Below are 24,211 nucleotides of genomic sequence, written 5' to 3'. Positions count from 1 at the left end.
TAATGCCGCGACAAGGCAGCCCTACAGCTTATTGCCAGGTTCCGCACGATCGCAAGAACTTTTTCGCAGACGATCACTCGGAGTGCGCGGGCGACCTCGGGCGTACCCTGACCGCCATGCGTCGTGGATCCGTTCCCGTCCTCTGCCTCGTGCAGTTCGTCGACGTCCTCGGGGTGACGAGCGCGACGACCGCGGTCCCGTCGATCCTCCGGGGTCTGGGCGCGGACGCTGCGCTCGCCGGGCCCCTCGCCACCGTCTACGCGATGTTCTTCGGCGGTCTGCTGATCCTGGGCGCCCGGCTCGGGGACCGCTTCGGTCACCGACGCATCCTGCTGACGGGGATCGCCCTGTTCGACGCCGTCTCCGTTCTCGGTGCCGCAGCCGGGGCGCTCGGGGGCGCCGCGATCGGAGCCGTGCTGCTGTCGCGCGCCCTGCAGGGAGCCGCCGCCGCGATCTCGGTCCCGTCCGCACTGCGGCTGCTGCTCGAGGCCGCGCCGGCCGGCGATGCCCGTCGGCGCGCTGTCGCCGCGTGGAGCGCGACCGGCGCCGCAGCGGGGGCGTCCGGCTTCCTGGTCGGCGGCCTGCTGGTGCAGGCGCTCGGCTGGCCGGCCGTCTTCTGGATCAACCTCCCACTCGCGGCAGCGCTGTTCGCCGGCGTCCTCCTCGCTGTGGCTCGCTCATCGCACCCCCGCGATGAATCGCCCCTGGACGTGGCCGGCGCTGTTCTGTTGATCGCCGCCGTGATGGCGGTCATCGCCGGCGCCGCGCTGATGGAGTCCCCGTCGACGGTGCTCGCCGGCGTTCTGCTCGTCGTCGTCGGAGCGGGGATCGCCGCCCTGCTGGTGGTGCGGCTGCGAACCGCGCGCTACCCGCTCATCCCCCGCGCGGCATTCACGTCACGGCCCCTGCGCCAGGGCACGGCGATCTCGTTCGTCAACACGGCCACCACCAGCTCGTCCGCCGTGCTCGCCACCCTCTTCCTGCAGCAGACGTTGAAGATCGGTCCCATCGCCACCGGTCTGACCCTCATGGCGTTCAGTGTCGCGGTCATCCTCACGTCGTCGAGCACCGGCACGGTTTTCGGGAAGTGGGGAGCACACGCCCTGGCGGCCACGGGTCTGGCGACGATCGCGATCGGACAGCTGGTGCTCGCCCTGACGACGGGAGCCTGGTGGGGCGTGCTGATCGGCGTCGCCCTCGCGGGCGCGGGCCTCGGGCTCTCCTCGGTCGCCGGGACCTCGATCGGCACGTCCGTCCCGGAGCAGCTCGAAGGCAGCGCCAGCGGCATCCTCAACACCGGCGCCCAGCTCGGAACGGCGCTGGGGACCTCCGTGATCGTGCTGATCGCAGCATTCGGCGGCGCGACGGCGGGCTGGCTGACGGCTGCCGCAGCGGCCGCCGTCACCGCAGCGTGGTGCGCGCTCCCCCGGACACGCGCACGTGGATCCGGATCCACCGTCGACTGAGGCGGGCGCGAGACGGAACAGCCGAGGGGCACGTCGTGGCGCTCATTCCGGGCGGAATGGCGACCACGACGTGCCCCTCGGCAACGGTCAGGTCGGACGGACGCGCCTCAGCGGATCCGGATCGACAGGCAGGTGACGCAGCCCTCGAGCTTCTCGAACTCGGAGATGTCGACGGCGATCGTCTTGTAGCCGAGGTCCGCGAGCAGCTCGGCGGTCTGGGGTGCGGCGGACGAGATGAGGAGCGTCTCGTCGTCGAGCACGACGACGGCGGTGCCGTGCGCCTCGGGCACCGGCAGGAAGCGCTCGAAGATGCGCGGCTCGTCGACGAGGGGCTCGTAGCCGATGACGGTGCCGTCGGGCAGCGCGGTGACGGCGGTCTTGAGGTGGAGCGCCTTCGTGACCGGGACGCCGACGACCGTGTAGCCGAGCGGCGCCACGATCGCGCGCAGCTGGCGGATGCCCTCGCCGTTGGTGCGGCCACCGCGGCCGACGTAGACGGTCGAGCCGACCTTGAGGACGTCGCCGCCCTCCAGCGTTCCCGGCTCCTCGATGCGCTCGAGGCGGAGGCCCTGGGCGCGCAGAGCGGCCTCGGTGCCGGTGACCTCCGGCTTGCGCGAGTCCGCTCCCGGACGGGTGATGACGGCGGTGTCGCCGAAGACGACCGCGGTGTCCTCGACGAAAACCGAGTCGGCCAGGTTGTCGGCCGAGGCGACCTCGACCGTCTGCCATCCCGCCTGCGAGAGGGCGCTGACGTAGCCGTCCCACTGGGTGTCGGCGAGCTCGGCATCCACGGCCGTGCGATCGATGTGGGTGACGAGGCCGTCCTGGAGGTTCTTGGCCGGGATGCGGACGAGCGCGACCTTGCGCTCCGTCTCGAAGCGGCTGCGCACGCCCTCGATGATGCGGAACAGCCAGCGACCGAAGGTCGGGGTCAGCACGGCGATGCTGACGCCGTAGAGCAGGTTGATGCCCAGGAGGGTGCCGAGCACGGCGACGATGAGCTCACCGCTGAACGGCGACCCGCCCGAGGTGGCCGTCACGAGCGTGCCGACCGCGGGCGACAGGAAGCCGACCAGGAGTCCGGCGATGAGCGCCGTCCACCAGCGGTCGAACGCCCCGACCACGCCCGCGACGAAGAGCAGCACGAACGCGAGCACGCTCGTCAGCGAGAAGTAGTTGCTGACGGCGACGATCAGCGCCCCCGAGGGGGCCGACGACCCGGCGAGGCTCCCCACGTAGAACGCGGCGATCATCGCCGCGTGCACGACGAAGGCCACCACGAAGGCAACGACAAGGGATGCGATGAGCCGGCGGCCCCACGAAGACGTCATGGGAAACAACCCTAGCGGAGCGTTTCTATGCGTTGGCTGGTTCGCGCAGGCGGCCGAGCGCGAGCTCGTCGGCGGCCTCGAGCGTGGTGATCCCGCGCTCCTCCGCGACGTCGAACACCTCGGCGACGATGTCGCCGATCCGGTCCACGCGCTCGGCCGTGGCCTCGGCGGACGGCTGCTCCTCGTTCATCATGGCGAGGAAGATCACGCCGCCCGCGTTGACGACGAAATCGGGCGCCCACAGGATGCCGCGCTCCGCGAGCCTCCCCGCGCCCGACCGGCTGGCGAGCTGGTTGTTCGCCGGCCCGACGACCGCCTTCACGCGCAGCTCGTCGATGACCGTGTCGGTGAGCACGCCGCCCACACCGGCGGGGACGAACAGGTCGCCCTCGACCCGGTGGGCCTCCCCCGGCTCCACCCAAGTCGCGCCGATCGCGTCCGCCAGCGCACGCTTGGCCGGGTTGACGTCCGTGACGGTGAGCACGGCGCCCTCGCTGGCGAGGCGCATCGCCAGCAGCGAGCCGACGTGGCCGAGACCGAGGACCGTTATGCGACGACCGGCGACCGAGCGGGTGCCGACCGCGCGCTCCAGCGTCGCGAGCAGGCCTGCGTAGACGCCCGCCGCGGTCGCATCGCTGGGTTCTCCGACGCCGCCGTCGGCCGAGGGAAGACCGCAGACGTGCGCGGTGCGGGTGGCGACGACGGCCATGTCCTCGGCGCTCGTGCCGACATCCTCCGCGGTCATGTAGCTTCCGCCGAGGCTCTCGATCGCGTCGCCGAGGTCGAGCATCGCCTGGTAGCGCAGGGTGGGCGTCAGCTCGACGTCACGCGGCACGTAGACGACGGTCTTGCCCCCGCCGCGGTTGAGGCCCGCGGCGGCGTTCTTCAGCGTCATCCCCTCGGCGAGGCGCAGCGAGTCGGCGACCGCCTCGAGCCAGGAGTCGTACGTCCACACCCGGCAGCCGCCGAGAGCGGGACCGAGCACGGTGGAGTGGACCGCGATGCTGATCGTGAGACCGCTCCGCCTCCCCTTGACCACGTGCAGTGTTTCGTGCGGCAGGTCGGTTCCGGTGGACTCGACCAGGGTTGCGGGCAGGACGGACATCGGTGTCTCCTCGTGGGATCGCGGTGGAATCAGTGCGGTCTTGTGGACCGCCCTCCATTCTCCCGTGACCCCACGAGGGACGCAATGTCAGTGGAAGAAGTGGCGCTCGCCCGTGAAGTACATCGTGACGCCGGCCGCCTTCGCCGCCGCGATCACGTCCTCGTCGCGGATGGAGCCGCCCGGCTGCACGATCGCGCGCACACCGGCGGCGATCAGGATCTCGGGGCCGTCCGCGAACGGGAAGAACGCGTCGGACGCGGCGACCGAGCCCGACGCCCGCTCCCCCGCCCGGCTGACGGCGAGGTGGCAGGAGTCGACGCGGTTGACCTGACCCATCCCGACGCCGACGGAGGCGCCGTCGTGCGCGAGCAGGATGGCGTTGGACTTCACCGCGCGGCAGGCCTTCCAGGCGAACTCGAGGTCGGCACGGGTCGCCGCGTCGGCCTCGTCGCCCGAGACGAGCGTCCAGGACGACGAGTCGAACTCGTCGAACCGGTCGGCGTCCTGCACGAGCACGCCGCCGGAGATCTGGCGGAACTCGGTCGTCGCGCGCGCGTAGCCCTCCGGCAGCTGGAGGATGCGGAGGTTCTTCTTGGTCTGCAACAGCTCGAGCGCCTCGGGCTCGAACCCGGGCGCGATCAGGACCTCGGTGAAGATGCCCTTGACCGTCTCGGCCATCGCGAGGGTCACGGTGCGGTTGGCGGCGATCACGCCGCCGTAGGCCGACACCGGGTCGCACTCGTGCGCCTTGCGGTGCGCGTCGGCGATGTCGTCGGCGACCGCGATGCCGCAGGGGTTGGCGTGCTTGATGATCGCGACGGCGGGCTCGGCGAAGTCGTACGCGCTGCGCAGGGCCGCGTCGGCGTCCACGTAGTTGTTGTAGGACATCTCCTTGCCGCCGAGCTGGGTCGCCTGCGCGATGCCGCGGCCGGTGGGATCGGTGTAGATCGCGGCGGCCTGGTGCGAGTTCTCGCCGTAGCGCAGGGTGTGCGCGAGCTCGGCGCGAACTTCCAGGCGCTCCGGGAAGTCGTCCGTGCTCGGCCCCTCGCCGGCGAACCACGCGGCCACGGCTCCGTCGTACGAGGCCGTGTGCGCGAAGGCGCGGGCCGCGAGCTCCCGGCGCTGGTCGAAGGTGGTGCCGCCCGCGGCGACCGCGTCGGCGATGGCCGCGTAGTCGGAGGGCGAGACGACGATCGCGACGTTCGCGTGGTTCTTCGCGGAGGCGCGGACCATCGCCGGGCCGCCGATGTCGATCTGCTCGACGACGTCGTTGCCGACCGCCCCCGACGCCACGGTCTCCACGAACGGGTAGAGGTTGACGACGACCAGCTCGAAGGGCTCGATACCGAGGTCCTTCAGCTGCTCCTCGTGCGAGGCGAGGCGGAGGTCGGCGAGCAGACCCGAGTGGATGGCGGGGTGCAGCGTCTTCACCCGGCCGTCGAGCGACTCGGGGAATCCGGTGACCGCGGCGACGTCGGTGACGGCGTGGCCGGCGTCACGGATGGTCTGGGCGGTGGAGCCCGTCGAGACGATCTCCACGCCCGCCTCGGCGAGCGTCCGCGCGAGGTCGAGGAGGCCGGTCTTGTCGCTGACCGAGATCAGCGCGCGGCGGATCGGGACGACATCCCGTTCGCGGTAGAGGCTGGAGTCGTGACGGGGTCCGCTCATGCTCGGGAAAGCTCCTTGAGGTCGATGTGTCCGTTGGCGATGTCGAGGACGGCGTCGATGAGAAGCCGTCGCTCCACGGGTTTGATGCGCTCGTGCAGGGCGGCCTCGGTGTCGCCCGGCAGGATCGGCACGCGCTCCTGGCTGATGATGGGGCCGGCGTCCACGCCGTCGTCGACGACGATGAGGCTCGCGCCGGTCTGCGTGGCGCCCGCGGCGAGCGCGTCGCGCACCCCGTGCGCCCCGGGGAACTCGGGGAGGTACGCGGGGTGGGTGTTGATGAGGTTGGGCGAGAAGGCCTCGACGACGCGCGGCGGCACGAGGCGCATGAAGCCGGAGAGGATCACCAGGTCGGGCTCCCACTGGCGGATCTGGGCGAGCAGCTCGTCGCCCCACTGCTCGCGGTCGTCGAACGACGAGAACGGCACGGTGAAGGACGGGATGCCGAACTCCTCCGCGTGAGCGAGACCGTCGGCGTCGCGGTCGGCCCCGACGGCGACGACCCGGGCGGGGAACTCCGCGTCCTGGGACGCCTCGAGCAGTGCGCGGAGGTTCGAGCCTCCACCGGAGATCAGCACGACAATCGAGAGCACGCGACCAGCCTACCGGCGCTCGGATGAGCAGGCGGACCAGCCCGGGCGCTCAGACCAGCCGGAGCTTCCAGCGGGCGGGCGCGATCGTGTAGATCTGGCGGAACAGGGCCGTCCCGACCAGGACCCCCAGCGCGATCGAGACGATCGAGCCGAGGAGGTTCGGCACGCTGCTGGCATCGAAGTCGACCCCGGTGGCGCTCTGCGTGAGGCGGATCAGGCCGGTGGCCCCCGGCACCAGCAGCCAGAACGCGGGCAGGAAGCAGACGACGGCCGGCGGCGCCCCGGGCACGGACTGCACCAGGTAGGCGACGACGGTCAGCGCGAACGCTCCGAAGAAGCCGCTGAACACGTTGCCCATGAGCAGGGCGCCCACCACCTGCCCGCCGTAGGCGACGAGCAGCACGAACGTGAGGAAGTACAGCGATCGGCGCGGGCCGCAGTAATAGAAGAAGATGCCCACCGAGAAGAGCAGGACGCCGACCCACGGCTGGAAGGCGCCGAGCGGGGGCTGCGTGCTCAGCAGCGCGGCCGAGGCCGGCACGCCGGTGATGGTCAGCGCGGCGAGGATGCCGATGGCCAGGAAGCCGAGCTGCGCGATCCCCGAGACCAGACGGCTCGCCCCGGCGACCATGTCGCCCGCCGCGAGCTCCTGGATGCCCGTCGTCAGCAGCGCTCCCGGAAGCAGCGTCACCAGGGGCGGGATGAGCACCTGCAGCGGCTCCCCGATGACGACGGTCTTGCCCAGCGCGAAAACGAGGAGGGCCAGGAGGAACGCGGTGGCCACGGGCAGGAGGATGGCCGCATACGTTCCCGGCCGCACCAGCAGCTTGGCCGCGCCGACGAGCATGCCGAGCACCAGCGCGTACAGCATGCTGGTGGTCTCGGCCCCGAGCAGCACCAGGGCGACGCCCGCCGCCGCGACGCCGTGGCCGAGGACGCGGACGACGCGGTTGAAGCGCGGCTTCGTCGCGATGACGGCGCGCACGGCCGTCGATCCGTCGGCGGCGGAGATCTTTCCGGCGAGTGCGAGGTCGACGATGCTATAGATCTGCGCGGCCCGATCGAACCGCACCTCCCCACCGGTCGGCATCGCCACCTCGAACCGGGTCTGCGACTCCCCCGGCATCCCGACGAAGATCAGGGTCGGGAAGACGATGAGGCTGGCCTTGCGCGAGCCGAGGGCGATCGCGACGCGGGTGAGGGTGTGCTGGATGTCCGTCGCTGCCGTGCCGATGGCGAGCAACGCGCTGCCGAGCAGCACCAGGAACTCCTGCAACTGGGCTGACGGCGTCTCGACGATCTGCTCCGCCTCGATCGACCGCCGGCGGAGTGTGACCTTCGGGAGGTGGAACCGCGGCAGCCAGGAGCTCATCTGCGCGCCCGCCCTCCCGCCAGCAGCCCGATGACCGCCGCGACGGCGACCTCCACCGTCGCGATCGCACCGACCAGCCACGGGTTCGGCCCCACGTCGTGCAACCGGCCGGGGCCGAGCGCACCGGAGGACCACCAGGCCAGCAGTCCGAGCTCGATGCCCGCAACGATACCGATCCCGACCGCGGTCAGGAAGAGCGGGAGCGTCCCGTCGGGCAGTCGCAGCCAGGGGCGGGAGCGCAGCAGGACGGCGGCGAGGAACCCGGCGAGAAGCGGCACCACGACGCCGACGAGTCCGAAGGCGAAGCCGCCCGGAGGGATGACGCCGAAGAGCGGGAGGGCCGGCAGCGGACCCAGCTCCGTGCCGAGGGGGCTCACCGACGAGCCCGTCCCGATCGCGAACCCGGGGCCGACGAGCCAGGACGCCATCCAGATCACCAGGTTGGGGAGGAACGCCAGCTGACCGAGCGTGAGGGCGAGCCCGCCGAGCGCCCCCGCCTGGAGCTGCTCGTACATGGTGATGATCGTGCCGTAGTTGCCGAAGATCAGGAGCGCGACGATCAGCGCCGCTCCGCCGATGACGATCGCCGTGGCCGCCGAACCGGCGCGCAGGGCGGCGAAGGCCCCCGACCGGATGCTCTCGGGGATGGTCGCCAGCCGGTCCCGCACGGCGACGAGCGCCCGAGGAGGGGCGACGGCCTCCGCCTCGCCGTCCACTGCGACCCGGGAGGAGCGCAGCGCTGCGAAACCGAAGCCCGCCGCAATCCCGACCGCATAGACGAAGGGCGGGAGCACGATCCCCTGCCACACCGACGGGCGCGCCACCTCGCTTCCCGCCGTCAGCGTCACCAGCGTTGCGATCGCGGCGAAGGCAGCCAGCGCGCTGAGCGCTCCGGCGAGACGGAAGGGCGTCTCCGCGGCCCGCGACCCGGTGCGCACGCCGAGACCCGCGGTCAGCACGGCGAATCCGAGCAGCGCGATGGTCACCTGGAAGGGCGTGCCGGCGCCGGGCAGCCCGAGCGTCGCCACGGTCTGCGCATCGAGCGTCACCGTCAGGTTGGCGCCGTGACCGACGAGCCAGATGTCCGCGGCCGCCCGCCAGACCACGATCCAGTCGGCGCCGAGCTGGTACTGGACGGCCCAGAGGATCGTCAGCGGGACGAGGGCGATCGCGAGACCGATCGCGGCCACGATGACCGCCTCCAGCGCGGCGAGCAGGGAGACGGTTGTGCGAGTCATGACCGGATGGAGCCTACCGGCCGCGGGCCACGCCCCGCCCGCGACACTTCGGCCGTCAGGAGACGGTCATGACCGGGGTGTCGTCGCCCGCGTTCTCCGGCACCGTGATGACCGGGCGCTGGACGAGTTCGAGGATCGCGATGACGAGTGCGGCCAGCACGAGCGTCCAGATGATCAGCGGAGTGGTGAGCGGGCGCACGAAGAGCACCAGGGCCGCAGCGATCAGGGCGACGACCGCACGCAGGAGCGCGCGCTGGGCGTAGATCCACTCGCCGGTCCTGCCCGTGCTGATGCCGTGCCGTTCGGCCGCCTCCCGCACCCAGGTCACGCCCGAGCCGAAGAATCCCCGCAGCTTGCGCGGCACGGCGAACGGGCCGGAGTACCAGCCCACCACCGCGACCACGATGGCGAGGACGAGCACGGCGACCCCCGTGTCCTGCATCGCCGTCGTCACCGTGCGGAACACCGTGTCGGCCACCTTCGACGGAAGCAGGGAGGGCGACACCGAGCCGATGAAGACCAGGCGGCCGATGCCGATCCCGGCCACGACCACCACCATCGACAGTGCGAGGCCGACAGCGGCCCAGACGAGTGCGAGAGCCCGGCGACGCGCCACGACCACGCCGAGCACGAGGAAGGCCAACGCGATCCACTGCAGCCAGGCGCCGGCCGCGACCGCGACGCCGTAGAACAGCTGGATGGTCGGGATCGACGAGTTCTGCGCGACGGTGATCGTGCGGTCGATCGTCGGGATCTGCGACGCGAACGTGAGGCCCTGATCCACCAGCAGCTGCTTCACCCGGTCGATGATCGGGGCGAGCTGGATGCCCACCGAGCCGTCGGCGCCGATCGCGACCGCCGCCTTCGGGTCGTTCTGCATCGTGGCGACCAGCTGGGTGTGCGTCGTGCGCAGGGCCTCCTGCCAGACCTGGGCGAACGCGTCGGAGGACACGAAGTTGCCCACCGTCGTCTGGATGAGCGAGACGATGCCCTGCGCGAGCGGACCCTTCAGCGCGTCGAGCGCCTTGGTCGCGACGGGGCCGGTGCCGAGATCGGTGATGCCGTCGACGACCTGGGAGGTGATCTGCGGGATGTCGACGTTCTCCTGGATGACCTTCACGGCCTCGTCGGTCACGTACGCCTGCACCGCGGGGTCGTCGGCCAGCGGGGCGAACGTGTCGACGAAGCTCTGCGTGTCGGTCAGCTGGACCTTGGCCCAGGAGGCGACGACCGCCACCGGTGCGAGCAGCGACCCGATCACGATCAGCACCGTGGCGAGCAGAGTCCAGGCCCAGCTCCGGGTGTGCGTGCGCGGAACCGCGTCGGCGGTGTCCGGGAGGGGGACGGTCGGGTTCTCGCCGAGGTTGTCGCGGAGGGAGGCGTTCTCGGCCTCGAGGGCTGCGATGCGCTGCAGCAGCTCGGCGTTGGTCGTACGCGGCATGACGGCCCCTTCGTCCGGAGGGATGCGAGCTCCGATCGCCCTCACTGTAGCGCCGGGCCCACGCCGAGCGTCAGGGGCGTTTCGCGGCGCGTTCGCCCCTCCCGTGACGCGGGAGAGGCCGGACCCCGATGGGATCCGGCCTCTACCGTCGCTCGTTCGAGCCGTGCACCGTGCGCTTACAGCGCGGCGTACACCTCGCGCAGGAGGTCGGCGGTCTCGGACGGGGTCTTGCCGACCTTCACGCCCGCGGCCTCCAGGGCCTCCTTCTTGGCCTGGGCCGTTCCGGCCGAGCCCGAGACGATCGCGCCGGCGTGGCCCATCGTCTTGCCCTCGGGCGCGGTGAAGCCCGCCACGTAGCCGACGACCGGCTTGGTGACGTTCGCCTTGATGAAGTCGGCCGCGCGCTCCTCGGCGTCGCCGCCGATCTCGCCGATCATGACGATCGCCTTCGTCTCCGGGTCGGCCTCGAACGCGGCGAGCGCATCGATGTGCGTGGTGCCGATGATCGGGTCGCCGCCGATGCCGATGGCGGTCGAGAAGCCCAGGTCGCGCAGCTCGTACATCATCTGGTAGGTGAGCGTGCCGGACTTGGAGACCAGGCCGATCGGGCCCTTGCCGGTGATCGTCGCCGGCGTGATGCCGACGAGCGACTCGCCCGGGGTGATGATGCCGGGGCAGTTCGGGCCGATGATCCGGGTCTTGCCGCCCTTCTCCTTGGCGTAGGCCCACGCCTCGGCGGCGTCCTGCACCGGGATGCCCTCGGTGATGACGACCAGCAGCGGGATCTCGGCGTCGACGGCCTCGACCATGGCGTCCTTCGCGAACGCCGGCGGCACGAAGATGATCGACACGTCGGCGCCGGTCTTCTCGATCGCCTCGACCACGGTGCCGAAGACCGGCAGCTCGACATCGCCGTGGGTGACGGTGGTGCCCGCCTTGCGCGCGTTCACGCCGCCGACCACGTTGGTGCCCGCCTTCAGCATCAGCGCGGTGTGCTTGGTGCCCTCGCCGCCGGTGATGCCCTGGACGATGACCTTGGAGTCCTTGTTGAGGAAGATAGACATTCTGATTCGCGCCCTTACTTCGCAGCCAGCTCGGCGGCCTTGTCGGCGCCTTCGTCCATGGTGAGTGCGAGGGTGACCAGCGGGTGGTCCGCCTCGGTGAGGATGCGGCGGCCCTCGTCGACGTTGTTGCCGTCGAGACGCACGACCAGCGGCTTGTTGGCCTCGTCGCCCAGGATCTCCAGGGCCTTGACGATGCCGTTCGCGACCGCGTCGCAGGCGGTGATGCCGCCGAAGACGTTCACGAACACGCTCTTGACCTGCGGGTCGTTCAGGATGACGTCCAGACCGGCCGCCATGACCTCGGCGGACGCGCCGCCGCCGATGTCGAGGAAGTTGGCGGGCTTGACGCCCTTGTGCTTCTCGCCGGCGTACGCGACGACGTCGAGGGTCGACATGACCAGACCCGCGCCGTTGCCGATGATGCCGACCTCGCCGTCGAGCTTGACGTAGTTGAGGTCCGACGCCTTGGCCTTGGCCTCGAGCGGGTCGGCCGCGTCCTTGTCCTCGAGCGCCTCGTGCTCGGGGTGGCGGAAGGAGGCGTTCTCGTCGAGCGAGACCTTGCCGTCGAGGGCGATGATGTCGCCCTCCTCGGTCAGGACCAGGGGGTTCACCTCGACGAGCGTGGCGTCCTCGCCGGTGTAGACCGCGTACAGCTTCACGAACACGTCGGCGACCTTCGCGACGAGCTCGTCCGGGAATCCGGCGGCCCTCGCGATCTCGGTGGCCTTCGCGGTGTCGAGACCGGCGCGCGGGTCGACCTCGATGCGGGCGAGCGCCTCCGGCTTCTCGACGGCGAGCTGCTCGATCTCCATACCGCCCTCGACGCTGGTGAGCGACAGGTAGGAGCGGTTGGCCCGGTCGAGGAGCACCGAGAAGTAGAACTCGCGTGCGATGCGGGCGCCACCGGCGACCATCACGCGACGGACCACGTGGCCCTTGATGTCCAGGCCCAGAATGGCCTGGGCAGCGGCCTCGGCCTCGTCGGGGGTCTTCGCGACCTTGACGCCGCCGGCCTTGCCGCGACCGCCGACCTTCACCTGTGCCTTCACGACAGTCACCCCGCCGAGCTTCTCCGAGGCTGCGCGCACCTCCTCCGGGGTGTCCGCGACGATGCCCGGAAGGACCGGGACCCCGTACTTCTCAAACAGGTCTCTGGCCTGGTACTCGTATAGATCCACGGTTATCCAATCCGCTGCTGGTCCGGGCTCGCTGTAGCGATTCCGGTTGTCATCTGCCGGGCGGTCGGCGCGAGAGAATAGCTCGACGCCGAGATAAATTCGCCAGTGAGAACCTTATCGCGTCCGACTGTGCGTCCCGTAAACGGGAGGCGTCGGGTTCTCCCCAGCTCGGCCTCGGGAGGCTCTTTCCACCGGTTCGGCGGATCCACGATCGCGGGCGCACCGCCCGGCGAGGGTGGGGTCATGACACACCGGATATCGCACCTCCTGACCGCCACGGCCCTGACCGGCCTCGCCGTCTTCCTCGGCGTCCTGCAGGCTCTGGTTCCCGCCTCCAGCGCCCACTCGCTCAGCGGGGCCGGGCACGGGCCGGGCTACCTGTCGTCCGACGGGTGGTGGCTCGGCACATACCGTCTCGACGACGGGGCGCAGGGCTTCTGCCTCAACGCGGGCAAGACCAGTCCGACCGGGTACTCGCTCGAATACGTCGACGGGGACGCCCTCGGCTGGTTCTCCCCGGAGCAGGCTGCGCGCCTGGCCTACATCTCCCGCACCTGGGCCGGCACCGACGACCGACGGACGGCTGCCGCAGGGCAGATCGCCACCTGGATGGTCTCCGGCCTGAACGGCCACTCCCCCGAGAGCTACGCCCAGCGCGCCGGGGCGGACGCCGGTGCCGTGCTGGCGCTGGCGCACTCGATGGCGGAGGAGTCGGCCCGGCTCGCGACGACCGCGGTACGGGCCGAGGCGGTCGTCGAGCTCGCCGAGACCGGGCCCGGACGCCTGCGGGTCGAGCTCACCGCCGAGCGTCTCTCCGGCAGCGAGCTGCTTCCGGCCGCGGCCCACGCGGCCGTGGTGTCCCTCGACGGAGCCCGCTTCTCCGACGGCAGCAGCACGGCGACCGTCGAGACAGGGCGCGACATCCCCATCGTGCCCGACGTGCAGGAGGCGAGCGTCGCCGTGATGGCGACGGCATCCCTCGACCAGCTCCCCTACGGAGCCGGGTTGCGTGTCGCCGTCCCCGACGGAGAACACGTTCAGTCCCTCCTGATGGCCGTGCCCGCGAGCACGACGGCGAGCGCCGGAGCCAGCACGTCCGGGCCATCTCCCCTCCCCTTCCGGCCGACCGTCGAGACCACCACCAGCGCGCCGGAGGCGACCGTCGGCGACCGGATCACCGACCGACTGCGGGTCTCGGTCGACAGCGCGGACGGGCTCCTCCCCACGTGGGGCGTGCACGCGTCGGAGGAGGGCTTCGTGCCCGTCGCGGCCGTGGTGGAGAGCAGCCTGCTGGGGCCGTTCCCGCAACCGATCCAGGTCGCGGAGTCCGCACCGGAGGGCGCACCGGTCGTCTGCACGGTCGAAACCGTCGTCGACGGTGTCGGCGACTATGAGACGCCCTCCTGCGAGCTGCCGGCGCCGGGATACTACGTCTGGATCGAGCGGATCGACCCGGAACGGGTCGCACCGGAACTCGGCGGCCTCCGGATGCTCCCGTGGAGTTCCCCGTTCGGAGTCGCATCGGAGATCACCCGCGCCCTGCCCGTCTCCGCTCCTGTGTCCCTCTCCACCCCCGTCCTCGCAGCGACCGGCGCCGACTCGGAGGTTGCTCTCGGGTGGGGCGCCGCCGGGATCGCCGCCGTCGGACTCGGACTCGTCGCGCTCCACGGTGCGGGTCGCGTGCGGCAGACGTCTCGCTCGCACCTGGCCGTTCGACGGGGGCACGGCGCGTGACCGGCAATCGTTGCGCTCGCTCGCAGGCGGGCCGGGCAGGATGGCTGCGTGCTCAGACGAACTCGAGAGCGGCGCACGACGCGTCCACCGGTCGATCTGCGGACGGTCGCCGCCGAGGCGCTGCCGCTGGTCGGCGGCGGGCGAGCGCTGCTGCTCCAGGTGGCGGAGCCGGCCGTGGGACAGGGCGTCGCCGACCACAGCGACTTCGCCGAGCGGGCGATGGATCGCCTGCACGCCACCATGACCTTCATGTGCGCTGCCGTGTTCGCGACGCCGGAGGAGTTCGCCGTCGTGCGGCGCCGGGTGAACCGGGCGCACGCCCCGGTGCGGGCGCGCGCGGCTGGCAGCGCACCGGCGTACAACGCCTACGACCCGCAGCTGCAGCTCTGGGTGGCGGCGACGCTCTACCGCACGATGATGGATCTCCACGAGCGCGTCTTCGGCCCGCTCTCCCCCGCCGAGCAGGAGGGCGTCTACCAGGAGTACACCCGGCTGGGCGCCAACCTGCAAGTGCCTCCGTCGAGCTGGCCGCCTACGCGCGAGGCGTTCGACGGGTACTGGGAGGAGATGCTCGGCCGGGTCTCGGTGAGCGACAGCACCCGGGAGCTGGCGGGCCAGATCCTCTACCCGCGAAACGTCCCGCTCTGGGTGCGCCTGCTGCTCCCCGACGCCCGGCTGGTGACGGCCGGCCTGCTGCCGGAGCCCGTGCGCGAGCTGTACCGGCTCCCGTGGAGCGAGCAGCACCGGCAGCGGTACGAGCGCTGGATGCGCCGGCTCGCGTGGTGGTACCCGCGGATGCCCCGGGCTCTGCGCCACGCTCCGCGGGACGCCTACCTGAGACGGGTGCGGCGGATGGTGCGGGAGGACAGGGCCCGGGCGCGCTAGGCCGCGAGCCCGCGCGCTCGTTCGATCCCGCGCGCGAGCAGCACCAGGACGATGCCGATCCCGGCTCCGACCACCGTCTCGAGCACGCGATCGCCGACCAGGGTGCCGAGGGGAGCCGGGGTCGCGAGGTGCGAGACCGCCAAAGCCATCGGCGTGATGAAGACCAGGGCCGAGCCGTAGTGACGGCCGACGAGCATCTCCGCGAAGAACTGGCAGACGACGATCACCAGGATCACGACGAGTGCGGGAGGGGACCAGAACAGCAGGGCCGCCGTGACCACGACGCCGGCGATCGTCCCGAAGATCCGGTGCAGCGATCGCGAGATCGAGTGCGCGGCCCGCGCGGGCGGGATGACCGCCACGAGGCTGACGACCGCCCAGTACGCGTGGCCGAAGCCGAACGACAACGCGATGCCGCCCGCGATCACGACGCCGACGACGTTCTGCGCGACGGTCAACCAGACGCGGGGGTCGCGCAGAACGGTCCCGTCGACCACGGGGCGCCTGCGCAGCTCCTTGAGCAGCACGGATTCGCGATCGCCGGCCACGCGGCGCACGAGCCACCCCGACATCGTCAGCAGCCACGAGAAGACGGCCACCAGTGCCGCGAGACCGATCCGCGGCCAGGCCTCGGCCGCCGTGGTCGGGACGTTCGCGCACACGAGGAGGGAGAACACGAAGAAGAGCGGCTGGGAGGGCAGCAGCTGGAGCGCGGTCACGAGCAGCGTGCCCCCGGCAACGATCACCACGAGCGCGACGGCCAGGAAGGCGAGCGGCTCGCCCAGCACCGCCAGCCACACACCGAGGGCGATGCTCGCGAGCAGAGCGAGGCCGGCCACCGACACGCTCCGGATGCGCAACCTGTACGGCTCGTTGCGGCCGTACAGGGCCGTGAACGCGCCGAACGTCGCGTAAGCGGCGAGATCCAGCCGCCCCACCGACCACAGGATCACCAGCGGGACCGCGACGGCGGCCGCCGCCCGGAAACCGACCTCGACGCTCATCGAGGCGAGCCCGGCGGGCTTCACAGCTTGTCGATCGGCGCGATCTTGATGAGGAGCTTCTTCGCGCCCACCTTCTCGAACTGGACGTGCGCGACGCGCTTGGCGCCCTCGCCGGTGACGGCCGTGACCCGCCCCTCGCCGAAGTCGGCGTGGGTGATCCGGTCGCCGGGAGCGAGCTCGAGGTCGCCGTTGTCGCGGACCTTCCCCGTGACACGGTTCGGCCATTCGGCCTTCGGACGCTCGGGAGCCGAGAACCCGCCGGAGGTGAAGCTCTCGTTCCAGCGGCCGCCGCCCGATCCGGAGCCCAGCCCGGGCTTGCGCGCGTTGAGCGCCCGAGACTGGCTGCCGCCGCGTCCATTCGCCGAGCCAGGCGACTGGCGCCACTCCACCAGATCGGAAGGGATCTCTTGCAGATAACGACTCGGCATGGCGACCGCGGTTTCGCCGAACTGCGCTCGCGTCATCGCCAGCGAGAGGAACAGCCGCTTCTTGGCACGCGTGATGCCCACGTAGAACAGACGGCGTTCCTCGGCGGGACCGCCGGGCTCGTTGGCCGACATGCGGTGCGGGAGGAGGTCCTCCTCCACGCCCGTCAAGAACACGGCGTCGTACTCGAGGCCCTTCGCCGTGTGCAGCGTCATGAGCGAGACCGACCCGCTCGAGTCGTCGATGTCGTCCGCCGCAGCCACCAGGGACACCTCGGTGAGGAAGTCGATGAGGGTGCCGTCCGGGTTGTTGCGCGCGAACTCGCGCGTCACCGCCACGAGCTCCTCGACGTTCTCGGCGCGGGCCTCGTCCTGCGGGTCGCGGCTGTTGCGGAGCACGTCCAGCAGGCCGCTGCCGTCCAGCAGGAAGGTGAGCACGTCCGCGACCGGGGAGACGCCGGCCGGGTTCTCCGGGTCGGTCTTCGCGGACGCCTCGTCGAGCAGCGTCGAGAGCTGGAGGATGGCCGCGGTCACCTTGGGGCCGAGACCCAGCGAGCCGGCGTCGCGCATCGCCTCGCGGAATGTCATCCCGTTGTCGTCGGCGTAGCTCGCGAGCTGCGTCTCGGTCGCCGGGCCGATGCCCCGCTTCGGCGTGTTCAGGATGCGGCGCAGAGCGAGCGTGTCCTGCGGGTTGGCCACGGTCACGAGGTACGCCATCGCGTCCTTGATCTCCGCGCGCTCGTAGAACTTGGTCCCGCCCATCACCTTGTACGGCAGAGCCGACCGGATGAAGATCTCCTCCAGCGCGCGCGTCTGGGCGTTGGTGCGGTAGAAGACGGCGATGTCCTTGTAGTCCATGCCCGCGCCGTGCAGCTTCTCGATCTCGTCCGCGACGAACTGCGCCTCGTCGTGCCCCGAGTAGCCGGTGTAGCCGACGATCTTCTCGCCGTCGCCGACGGCGGTCCAGAGGTTCTTGTCCTTGCGGTCGAAGTTGTTGGCGATCACGGCGTTCGCCGCGCTCAGGATGTTCTGGGTCGAGCGGTAGTTCTGCTCGAGCAGCACCACCTTCGCGCCCGGGAAGTCGCGCTCGAACTCCACGATGTTGCGGATGTCCGCACCGCGGAAGGCGTAGATCGACTGGTCGGAGTCGCCGACGACCGTCAGCGAAGCGCCGGGGATCACGCCGACGGCGTCGCGCATTCGCTCGACGTGGTGCCCCTGCGCCTCCAGCTCGTCCGCGATGTCCGGTGCGATCGGCATCGTCAGCTCGCGGATGAGGGAGTACTGCGCGTGGTTCGTGTCCTGGTACTCGTCGACCAGGATGTGGCGGAAGCGTCGCTGGTACAGCGCGGCGACCTTCGGGAACGCGCGGAACAGGAACACCGTCTCGGCGATGAGGTCGTCGAAGTCGAAGGCGTTCGCCGTGCGCAGCGCGCGCGTGTACTGCCGGAAGATCTCGAGGAACATCACCTCCTGCGGGTCGCTCAGGTTGGCCGAGCGGGCGAAGGCCTCGATGTCGGTGAGCTCGTTCTTGAGCTTGGAGATGCGGCCGGCCGCCCCCGCCACCGTGAAGCCGAGCGTGTCCGCGGACAACTCCTTGATGATCCGCTTCAGCAGCGCCCGGGAGTCGCCGGAGTCGTAGATGGTGAAGCTCTGCGTCTTGCCGATGGTCTCGGCCTCCCGGCGCAGGATGCGCACGCAGGCGGAGTGGAACGTCGAGATCCACATCCCCTGCGCCTTGCCGCCGAGCAGCCCCTCGACGCGCTCCCGCATCTCGTTCGCCGCCTTGTTGGTGAACGTGATGGCGAGGATCTGGCTCGGCCAGGCCTCGCGGCTCTCGATCAGCCCGGCGATGCGGCGGGTGAGCACGCTCGTCTTGCCCGAACCGGCGCCGGCCAGGATGAGCAGGGCGGAGCCGCGGTACTCGGCGGCCTCCCGCTGCTGCGGGTTGAGACCGGCGAACAGCCGCTCGTTCGGCGACGACGCGCCGCCGAACGAGCCTCCGGAGCCGCCGTCGCGAGAGCCGCCGGAACGGTCGTCGCCCTCCCAGCCGTCGAGGATGATCGGCACGGAAGAGGTGGTACCGGTGGGGGCGTCGGGAAGGCTCGTCATGTCTCCAACGATTTTAGCCGCCCCCACTGTCATCCGGCTCCGACCAGCGAGCCGGACGCGGAGGTCAGCGTCCGTCGCGCACGGCGACGGCCAGGTCGGGGTGGTCGGCGAACACGCCGTCCACGCCCGAGTGGAGCAGGATCGAGAACAGCCGGCGCCAGTCACCCCACTCGTCGTCCCGGCCGCCCGTGCGGAACTCGGGCTGCAGCATCGCGTTCTCGGGCCGGAGGGTCCAGGTGTAGACCGAGAGCCCCGCCGAGTGCGCGAGGTCGACGAGGTCCGAGGTCACCGCGCCGATGTCGATGCTCCCGTCGTCGTCGTCGAACAGCGAGACGGCCACCGAGCCCGAGGCGAGCACGAGCGAGGTCTCCACGCTGATCCCGTCGACCCGCGCCGCTGCCGAGGGCGCGCCGAAGCCGAGCGCGTAGAGGCCGCGAAGCGTGAGATCGGTGTCGTAACCGGCAGCGGCCGAGCCGGACGACGCGACGCGATCGGCGGGCGCGCCCGCATCCTCCAGCAGGTAGACCCGCTTGCCCGGGAAGCCCCGGTCGTGCAGCTCTCTGAGCACGGTCGGCTCGAAGCTCTCGACGACCAGGCCGGCCCGGTCCGTCCAGCCCGCGTCGGAAAGGTCACGCATCACGAGCTCATCGAGGGGCAGACCGGCCGCCGCGAAATGCGTCGCATGCTTGACCTCGGCGACGACCCCGAGCCGCCTGCCGGTGTCGTCGGAGGCGCGATCCACGAGGTCGAGCAGGTCGCGGAAGCGGAGGATGGGGTAGCGGTCGTCGAAGGTGGCGCTCGCCTGCCTCAGCTGCGGCAGGCGCTCCCGAGCGTGCAGGGTCGCCAATTCGGCCCAGGTGAAGTCCTCCGTGAACCAGCCGGTGAGCGCTTCTCCGTCGACCTCCCGCGTCGTGCGGCGATCGGCGAACTCCGGACGGTCGGCCACATCGGTCGTCCCCGAGATCTCGTTCTCGTGACGAACCACCAGCACGCCGTCCTTGGTGGCGACGAGATCGGGCTCCACCGCGTCGGCTCCGAGGGCGAAGGCGAGCTCGTAGGCCGCCGCCGTGTGCTCGGGACGATACCCGGGCGCACCCCGGTGACCGATCACGAGGGGGGCGGGACGAGCACGCATGGAGCGATCCTAGCCCGCGCTCGGGGGCTGCCCGCGACCCCACTGCGGATGACAGAATCGACGGGTGCCCGCCGTCGAGAGCGCTCCCCGAACCGCCCGTTGGCGCGAGCCCGCCTCACTGCTGCCGCTGCGCTGGGGCGCCTACCGACCGCGTCTCGTGGCCGGGGTCGCGATGCTCGTGATCGGCACCGGCTGCATCCTCGTGACCACCACGTACAGCCTGCCGTTCCTGCTCGTCGGCTCGTTGATGCAACCGGCCGCCTGGGCCGTCATCCCCTCGACGATCGGCCGGCGCGTCGCCGTCGCGGTCCCGGTGCTCGGCTTCACCTGGCTGATGCTCGGCGGCTCGGGATTCGCGTGGTGCTACGCCGTGACCCTCGCCGCGTGGCTGCTCGTCCGGTTGCGCCCCCTCGTCGCCTTCGCCGCGCTCCTGCTCCCGATCGCGTCGAGCATCGTGCTGCCGACCTTCGTGACCACCTACGAACAGGGCTGGATCACCGTCCTCGTCAGCACCCTCGTCGTCGTCGCGGGTGCCTGGGCGGCCCGCGCCATCGCCATCCGATGGGATTCATGGCAATCTGTCAGAACTCTCAGAAAATCGACCGACTAGATTAGAAGGACGGCGATCTTCGCCACAGTCCCCGATCAAGCGAGGAACCCATGGCAACGTCCAACCCGGCCTTCTCTCAGAGCCCCGCGTTCCAGAACGGCAGCAAGGCGAACCTGAGTGCCGAGAGCCTGCAGGAGATGTACGAATCTCCGTCCGCGACCTCGGTCGACACCGACCGGATGACCGTCGAGGACACCATCCGCAAGACCGCGATCGGCTTCGGAGTCCTCGTCGCCTTCGCGGTGGTGGGATGGGTCGTCCCGTTCCTCTGGATCGTCGGCGGCATCGCGGGTCTCGTGCTCGCGTTCGTCAACATCTTCCGCAACCGCAAGAAGCTCCCGTCCGCAGGACTCACGCTGGCCTACGCGGCCGCCGAGGGCGTCTTCATCGGCGGCATCTCCGCGTTCTACGAGGCGTTCGCCGACGGTGTGGTCATCCAGGCGGTCATCGGAACGATCGTCGTCGTCGGAGTCACGCTCGCGCTCTTCGCCAGCGGCAAGATCCGCGCGTCGGCCAAGGCCACCAAGGTCTTCCTGATCGCGATGGTCGGCTACCTGCTCTTCTCGGTCGTCAACCTCGTCCTGATGATGACCGGCGTGGTCACCGACCCGTGGGGGCTGCGCGGTTCCTTCGAGATCTTCGGAATCCCGCTCGGCCTCGTGATCGGCGTCCTCGTCGTCATCATGTGCGCCTACTCGCTCGTGCTCGACTTCGATGCGATCCAGCAGGGCGTCAAGAACCGCGCACCGCGTGCCTACGGCTGGGCGGGCACCTTCGGCATCATGGTCACCGTCGTGTGGCTGTACCTGGAGCTGCTGCGGATCTTCGCGCTGTCGTCGCGTAACTAGCCGCACCGACCAACGGGAAGAGCCCGGGATGCATTCGCATCCCGGGCTCTTCTCATGTCGCGGGGATCACTCCCACTCGATGGTTCCCGGCGGCTTCGACGTGACGTCGAGCACGACGCGGTTGACGCCGTCCACCTCGTTGGTGATCCGGTTCGAGATCTTGGAGAGCAGGTCGTACGGCAGGCGGGTCCAGTCGGCCGTCATGGCGTCCTCGCTGGAGACCGGGCGCAGCACGATCGGGTGGCCGTAGGTGCGACCGTCGCCCTGCACGCCCACCGAGCGCACGTCTGCCAGCAGCACGACGGGGCACTGCCAGATCTCGCCGTCGAGGCCCGCCGCGGTCAGCTCGGCGCGCACGATGGCGTCGGCGTCGCGGAGCAGGTCGAGACGCTCCTGGGTGACCTCGCCGACGATGCGGATGCCGAGACCGGGGCCGGGGAAGGGCTGGCGGCCGACGATGACCTCCGGGAGGCCCAGCTCGCGGCCGATGGCGCGCACCTCGTCCTTGAAGAGGGTCCGCAGCGGCTCGACGAGCTCGAACTGCAGGTCCTCCGGGAGGCCGCCGACGTTGTGGTGGCTCTTGATGTTCGCGGTGCCCGAGCCGCCGCCCGACTCCACCACGTCCGGGTAGAGAGTGCCCTGCACGAGGAAGCGGATGGGGTCGCCCTCGCCCGCGGCCTCGGCGATCAGGTCGGCCTGCGCCTGCTCGAACACGCGGATGAACTCGCGGCCGATGATCTTGCGCTTGGTCTCCGGGTCGCTGACGCCGGAGAGCGCGTCGAGGAACTGCTTCTGGGCGTTCACGGTCACGAGACGCACGCCGGTGGAGGCGACGTAGTCGACCTCTACCTGCTTGGCCTCGTCCTTGCGGAGGAGGCCGTGGTCGACGAAGACGCAGACGAGCTGGTCGCCGACGGCCTTGTGGACGAGCGCCGCGGCGACAGCGGAGTCCACGCCGCCGGACAGGGCGCACAGCACACGGCCGGTGCCGACCTGGGCGCGGATCGCCGCCACCTGGTCGGCGATCACGTTGCCGCTGTTCCAGTCGGCGGGAATGCCCGCCGCGCGGTGCAGGAAGTTCTCGAGCACGGCCTGGCCGTACTGGGAGTGCTTGACCTCCGGGTGCCACTGCACGCCGTAGAGCTTGCGCTCCTCGTTCGCGAAGGCGGCGACCGGGGTGTCCTCGGTGGACGCGAGGACCTCGAAGCCCTCGGGAGCGCGGGCGACCGAGTCGCCGTGGCTCATCCACGCCGTCTGCTCGTCGGGCTGGCCGGAGAGCAGACCGTTCTCCTGCTCGGAGACGCCATCGACGACGCGGACGGCGGTGGAGCCGTACTCGCGGCGGCCGGTCTTCGCGACCTCGCCGCCGAGCGCGGTCGCCATCACCTGGAAGCCGTAGCAGATGCCGAGCACGGGAACGCCGAGGTCGAAGATCTCCTCGTCGAGGCGCGGGGCGCCCTCCTCGTACACGCTCGACGGGCCGCCCGAGAGGACGATCCCGGCGGGGCGCTTCGCGGCGATCTCGGCGGCCGTCACGGTGTGCGGCACGATCTCCGAGTAGACGTTCGCCTCGCGCACGCGGCGCGCGATCAGCTGCGCGTACTGCGCGCCGAAGTCGACGACGAGGACGGGACCGGTCGGGTTCGCGGCGTCGGCCGCCCCCAACAGATCAGTGAATGCTGCATCGGTGCTAATTTGTCGCCTCCACGAGGTTCGCGGCCTCGGCCTCACGGCCGGCCAGATAGGTCTTGACCTGCTTGGTGATGCGGGCCTCCACGAAGAACGAGAGGAACGGCACGACGCCACCGAGGGCGATCATGACGAACTTCGTGAAGGACCAGCGCATCAGACTCCACAGGCGGAAGTCGGAGAAGAGGTACACCACGTACAGCCAGCCGTGCGCGATGAGGATGCCGGTGCTCAGGTCGACGCCGGTCGGGGCGACGGCCGTCGTGACCGGGACGAAGGTGAGCACGCCGTAGTTGCTGAAGGCGAAGAGCTCGTAGCCCATGCCGTACTTGACGATCATCTCGGCGCAGAGCAGCAGGAGCATGATGCCCGTGACGTACGCGAACACCTGGTAGAACCGGAGGGCCCCCCGGATCTTCGGGAAGTCTTCGAGTTTGGGAGCGAGGGGCATGGGGCTATTCTACTTTGCCCACGACGGCCGACGACCCGGCCTCCGGGGAGGCGGCGGCCTCCTCCTCGGCGAGCGAGCGAAGCTCGTCCTCGCGCTCCTTGGCGTCCTTCACGAGCCGATACCAGAGGAAGATCGCGAAGCCGGCGAAGACGACCCACTCGGCGGCGTAGAAGATGTTGAGCCAGTTGAGCTCGGTCTGCGCGATCGGCGGCGGCGAGTAGATGGCGTCGAGGCCGTCGACCCCCCCGCGCTGCACGACGTACGCCGAGTAGACGTCCATCCCGTCCACGCCGGTCCAGAGGTTGTACAGGGCGCCGATGCCGACGGTGCGCATCTGCGTGGGGTCGCTCTTGTCCTGCGGGACCTCGGGCTGCTCGTCCGGGAGGATGCGACCGACGATCTGCACGGGAGCCTCGGGCTCGGCGGCCAGGCGCGCCAGGGCGGACTCGGCGGTGGCCTTGTCGGGCGCCCAGCCGCGCGCGACGGCCATCGCGACCTCGGTGCCGTCCTGCTGCTTCAGGTTCACATGACCGATGACCCACCAGCCGCTCTTACCCGCATTGAGGCGTCCGTCGAGGAGCTGGTAGTCGCCGGGCACGTAGGTCCCGGTGAACTCCACGAGCTGTCCGACCGCCTTATCCGTGATGGGTCCACCCGGCTTGGCGATCTGGGCGAGCGGGAGGACCGTCTCGCTGGGCGCCTCCACGGCCTTGCCCGATTCGAGCGCGCGCTCGAGCTGCCACTGGCCGAGCGCCGCGAAGCCGGCCGCCAGTGCGAGCGCGAAGATGAGCGCCCCGATCCAGCGGGGTCGGCGCATCATCTGGAACAGCGTGGTCTCGCCCGTCGTCGACGGGCGGCCGGGGGT

The 24,211-nt window shown here is 70.6% G+C and carries 20 protein-coding genes; 5 read left to right on the top strand and 15 right to left on the bottom strand.

The genetic code is table 11. From position 1 onward, the window contains the following. The first annotated feature begins 116 nt into the window (after positions 1-116). Positions 117-1,466, top strand: a complete 1,350-nt coding sequence (locus HNR14_RS13680; RefSeq protein ID WP_179701479.1) for an MFS transporter — start codon at positions 117-119, stop codon at positions 1,464-1,466. A gap of 107 nt (positions 1,467-1,573) precedes the next feature. On the opposite strand, the gene ddaH is transcribed toward HNR14_RS13680, so the two are convergent. The 9 genes from ddaH to sucC all read right to left on the bottom strand — a co-directional run bounded on the left by ddaH (position 1,574) and on the right by sucC (position 12,453). Further along, positions 1,574-2,797 (bottom strand): dimethylargininase, encoded by a 1,224-nt coding sequence (gene ddaH, locus HNR14_RS13675; protein ID WP_179701478.1) that lies wholly within the window; start codon positions 2,795-2,797, stop codon positions 1,574-1,576. 25 nt (positions 2,798-2,822) lie between these two features. Beyond that, positions 2,823-3,902: a Glu/Leu/Phe/Val dehydrogenase family protein gene (locus HNR14_RS13670; protein WP_179701477.1), complete on the bottom strand. Its 1,080-nt coding sequence runs from the start codon at positions 3,900-3,902 to the stop codon at positions 2,823-2,825. Between the two features lie 87 nt (positions 3,903-3,989). Next, positions 3,990-5,570: a bifunctional phosphoribosylaminoimidazolecarboxamide formyltransferase/IMP cyclohydrolase gene (gene purH, locus HNR14_RS13665; RefSeq protein ID WP_179701476.1), complete on the bottom strand. Its 1,581-nt coding sequence runs from the start codon at positions 5,568-5,570 to the stop codon at positions 3,990-3,992. Further along, positions 5,567-6,160: a phosphoribosylglycinamide formyltransferase gene (gene purN, locus HNR14_RS13660; RefSeq protein ID WP_021759039.1), complete on the bottom strand. Its 594-nt coding sequence runs from the start codon at positions 6,158-6,160 to the stop codon at positions 5,567-5,569. Before purN ends, purH begins: the two co-directional genes overlap by 4 nt. A 49-nt stretch (positions 6,161-6,209) precedes the next feature. Next, on the bottom strand, positions 6,210-7,532 hold the full coding sequence (locus tag HNR14_RS13655; protein ID WP_179701475.1) for a threonine/serine exporter family protein: 1,323 nt from the start codon (positions 7,530-7,532) through the stop codon (positions 6,210-6,212). Beyond that, on the bottom strand, positions 7,529-8,770 hold the full coding sequence (locus HNR14_RS13650; RefSeq protein ID WP_179701474.1) for a cell division protein PerM: 1,242 nt from the start codon (positions 8,768-8,770) through the stop codon (positions 7,529-7,531). Before HNR14_RS13650 ends, HNR14_RS13655 begins: the two co-directional genes overlap by 4 nt. Before the next feature lie 55 nt (positions 8,771-8,825). Next, the gene (locus HNR14_RS13645; RefSeq protein ID WP_179701473.1) at positions 8,826-10,211 is read right to left on the bottom strand and encodes a hypothetical protein; all 1,386 of its coding nucleotides are present in this window, start codon (positions 10,209-10,211) and stop codon (positions 8,826-8,828) included. Positions 10,212-10,387: 176 nt separating this feature from the next. Beyond that, the gene (gene sucD / locus HNR14_RS13640) at positions 10,388-11,275 is read right to left on the bottom strand and encodes a succinate--CoA ligase subunit alpha (protein WP_021759047.1); all 888 of its coding nucleotides are present in this window, start codon (positions 11,273-11,275) and stop codon (positions 10,388-10,390) included. Positions 11,276-11,289: 14 nt separating this feature from the next. Beyond that, a complete protein-coding gene (sucC, locus tag HNR14_RS13635) occupies positions 11,290-12,453 on the bottom strand; it encodes an ADP-forming succinate--CoA ligase subunit beta (RefSeq protein ID WP_179701472.1) in 1,164 nt (387 codons plus the stop codon). A gap of 243 nt (positions 12,454-12,696) precedes the next feature. Between sucC and HNR14_RS13630 the strand changes: the two genes are divergently transcribed. Further along, positions 12,697-14,187: a hypothetical protein gene (locus HNR14_RS13630; RefSeq protein ID WP_179701471.1), complete on the top strand. Its 1,491-nt coding sequence runs from the start codon at positions 12,697-12,699 to the stop codon at positions 14,185-14,187. 48 nt (positions 14,188-14,235) lie between these two features. Continuing rightward, positions 14,236-15,072, top strand: a complete 837-nt coding sequence (locus HNR14_RS13625; RefSeq protein ID WP_179701470.1) for an oxygenase MpaB family protein — start codon at positions 14,236-14,238, stop codon at positions 15,070-15,072. On the opposite strand, the gene HNR14_RS13620 is transcribed toward HNR14_RS13625, so the two are convergent. The 3 genes from HNR14_RS13620 to HNR14_RS13610 all read right to left on the bottom strand — a co-directional run bounded on the left by HNR14_RS13620 (position 15,069) and on the right by HNR14_RS13610 (position 19,748). Then, positions 15,069-16,100 carry an FUSC family protein gene (locus HNR14_RS13620; RefSeq protein ID WP_343064487.1) on the bottom strand — a complete coding sequence of 344 codons (1,032 nt, stop codon included), beginning with the start codon at positions 16,098-16,100 and terminating at the stop codon, positions 15,069-15,071. The two genes, HNR14_RS13625 and HNR14_RS13620, sit on opposite strands and share 4 nt — an antisense overlap. After that, on the bottom strand, positions 16,097-18,613 hold the full coding sequence (locus HNR14_RS13615; protein ID WP_179701469.1) for an ATP-dependent helicase: 2,517 nt from the start codon (positions 18,611-18,613) through the stop codon (positions 16,097-16,099). The genes HNR14_RS13620 and HNR14_RS13615 overlap by 4 nt, the downstream gene beginning before the upstream one ends. Positions 18,614-18,677: 64 nt before the next feature. Beyond that, positions 18,678-19,748: a glycerophosphodiester phosphodiesterase family protein gene (locus HNR14_RS13610; protein ID WP_179701468.1), complete on the bottom strand. Its 1,071-nt coding sequence runs from the start codon at positions 19,746-19,748 to the stop codon at positions 18,678-18,680. Between the two features lie 64 nt (positions 19,749-19,812). Between HNR14_RS13610 and HNR14_RS13605 the strand changes: the two genes are divergently transcribed. Together HNR14_RS13605 and HNR14_RS13600 are read left to right on the top strand one after the other, a co-directional pair. Continuing rightward, the gene (locus tag HNR14_RS13605; RefSeq protein ID WP_179701467.1) at positions 19,813-20,358 is read left to right on the top strand and encodes a hypothetical protein; all 546 of its coding nucleotides are present in this window, start codon (positions 19,813-19,815) and stop codon (positions 20,356-20,358) included. Between the two features lie 50 nt (positions 20,359-20,408). Beyond that, the gene (locus HNR14_RS13600) at positions 20,409-21,206 is read left to right on the top strand and encodes a Bax inhibitor-1/YccA family protein (protein ID WP_179701466.1); all 798 of its coding nucleotides are present in this window, start codon (positions 20,409-20,411) and stop codon (positions 21,204-21,206) included. Between the two features lie 66 nt (positions 21,207-21,272). Here the strand turns inward: HNR14_RS13600 and guaA are convergent, their stop codons facing one another. From guaA to HNR14_RS13585, 3 genes are read right to left on the bottom strand one after another with little or no spacing between them, the layout of a single operon-like run. Beyond that, positions 21,273-22,871: a glutamine-hydrolyzing GMP synthase gene (guaA, locus tag HNR14_RS13595; protein ID WP_179701465.1), complete on the bottom strand. Its 1,599-nt coding sequence runs from the start codon at positions 22,869-22,871 to the stop codon at positions 21,273-21,275. Between the two features lie 25 nt (positions 22,872-22,896). Further along, on the bottom strand, positions 22,897-23,346 hold the full coding sequence (locus HNR14_RS13590; protein WP_021762893.1) for a DUF3817 domain-containing protein: 450 nt from the start codon (positions 23,344-23,346) through the stop codon (positions 22,897-22,899). Positions 23,347-23,350: 4 nt separating this feature from the next. Then, positions 23,351-24,166: an SURF1 family protein gene (locus HNR14_RS13585; protein ID WP_179701464.1), complete on the bottom strand. Its 816-nt coding sequence runs from the start codon at positions 24,164-24,166 to the stop codon at positions 23,351-23,353. Positions 24,167-24,211 lie beyond the last annotated feature (45 nt).

Source organism: Leifsonia naganoensis, from assembly GCF_013410615.1.
GTDB classification, from domain to species: Bacteria; Actinomycetota; Actinomycetes; order Actinomycetales; family Microbacteriaceae; genus Leifsonia; species Leifsonia aquatica.
This window is presented reverse-complemented; position numbering and strand designations above follow the sequence as displayed.

Coding starts and splice junctions, on each gene's coding strand:
- HNR14_RS13680 (WP_179701479.1), top strand. CDS start 117: ATGCGTCGTGGATCCGTTCCCGTCCTCTGCCTCGTGCAGTTCGTCGAC.
- ddaH (WP_179701478.1), bottom strand. CDS start 2,797: ATGACGTCTTCGTGGGGCCGCCGGCTCATCGCATCCCTTGTCGTTGCC.
- HNR14_RS13670 (WP_179701477.1), bottom strand. CDS start 3,902: ATGTCCGTCCTGCCCGCAACCCTGGTCGAGTCCACCGGAACCGACCTG.
- purH (WP_179701476.1), bottom strand. CDS start 5,570: ATGAGCGGACCCCGTCACGACTCCAGCCTCTACCGCGAACGGGATGTC.
- HNR14_RS13655 (WP_179701475.1), bottom strand. CDS start 7,532: ATGAGCTCCTGGCTGCCGCGGTTCCACCTCCCGAAGGTCACACTCCGC.
- HNR14_RS13650 (WP_179701474.1), bottom strand. CDS start 8,770: ATGACTCGCACAACCGTCTCCCTGCTCGCCGCGCTGGAGGCGGTCATC.
- HNR14_RS13645 (WP_179701473.1), bottom strand. CDS start 10,211: ATGCCGCGTACGACCAACGCCGAGCTGCTGCAGCGCATCGCAGCCCTC.
- sucD (WP_021759047.1), bottom strand. CDS start 11,275: ATGTCTATCTTCCTCAACAAGGACTCCAAGGTCATCGTCCAGGGCATC.
- HNR14_RS13630 (WP_179701471.1), top strand. CDS start 12,697: ATGACACACCGGATATCGCACCTCCTGACCGCCACGGCCCTGACCGGC.
- HNR14_RS13615 (WP_179701469.1), bottom strand. CDS start 18,613: ATGACGAGCCTTCCCGACGCCCCCACCGGTACCACCTCTTCCGTGCCG.
- HNR14_RS13610 (WP_179701468.1), bottom strand. CDS start 19,748: ATGCGTGCTCGTCCCGCCCCCCTCGTGATCGGTCACCGGGGTGCGCCC.
- HNR14_RS13600 (WP_179701466.1), top strand. CDS start 20,409: ATGGCAACGTCCAACCCGGCCTTCTCTCAGAGCCCCGCGTTCCAGAAC.
- HNR14_RS13590 (WP_021762893.1), bottom strand. CDS start 23,346: ATGCCCCTCGCTCCCAAACTCGAAGACTTCCCGAAGATCCGGGGGGCC.
- HNR14_RS13585 (WP_179701464.1), bottom strand. CDS start 24,166: ATGATGCGCCGACCCCGCTGGATCGGGGCGCTCATCTTCGCGCTCGCA.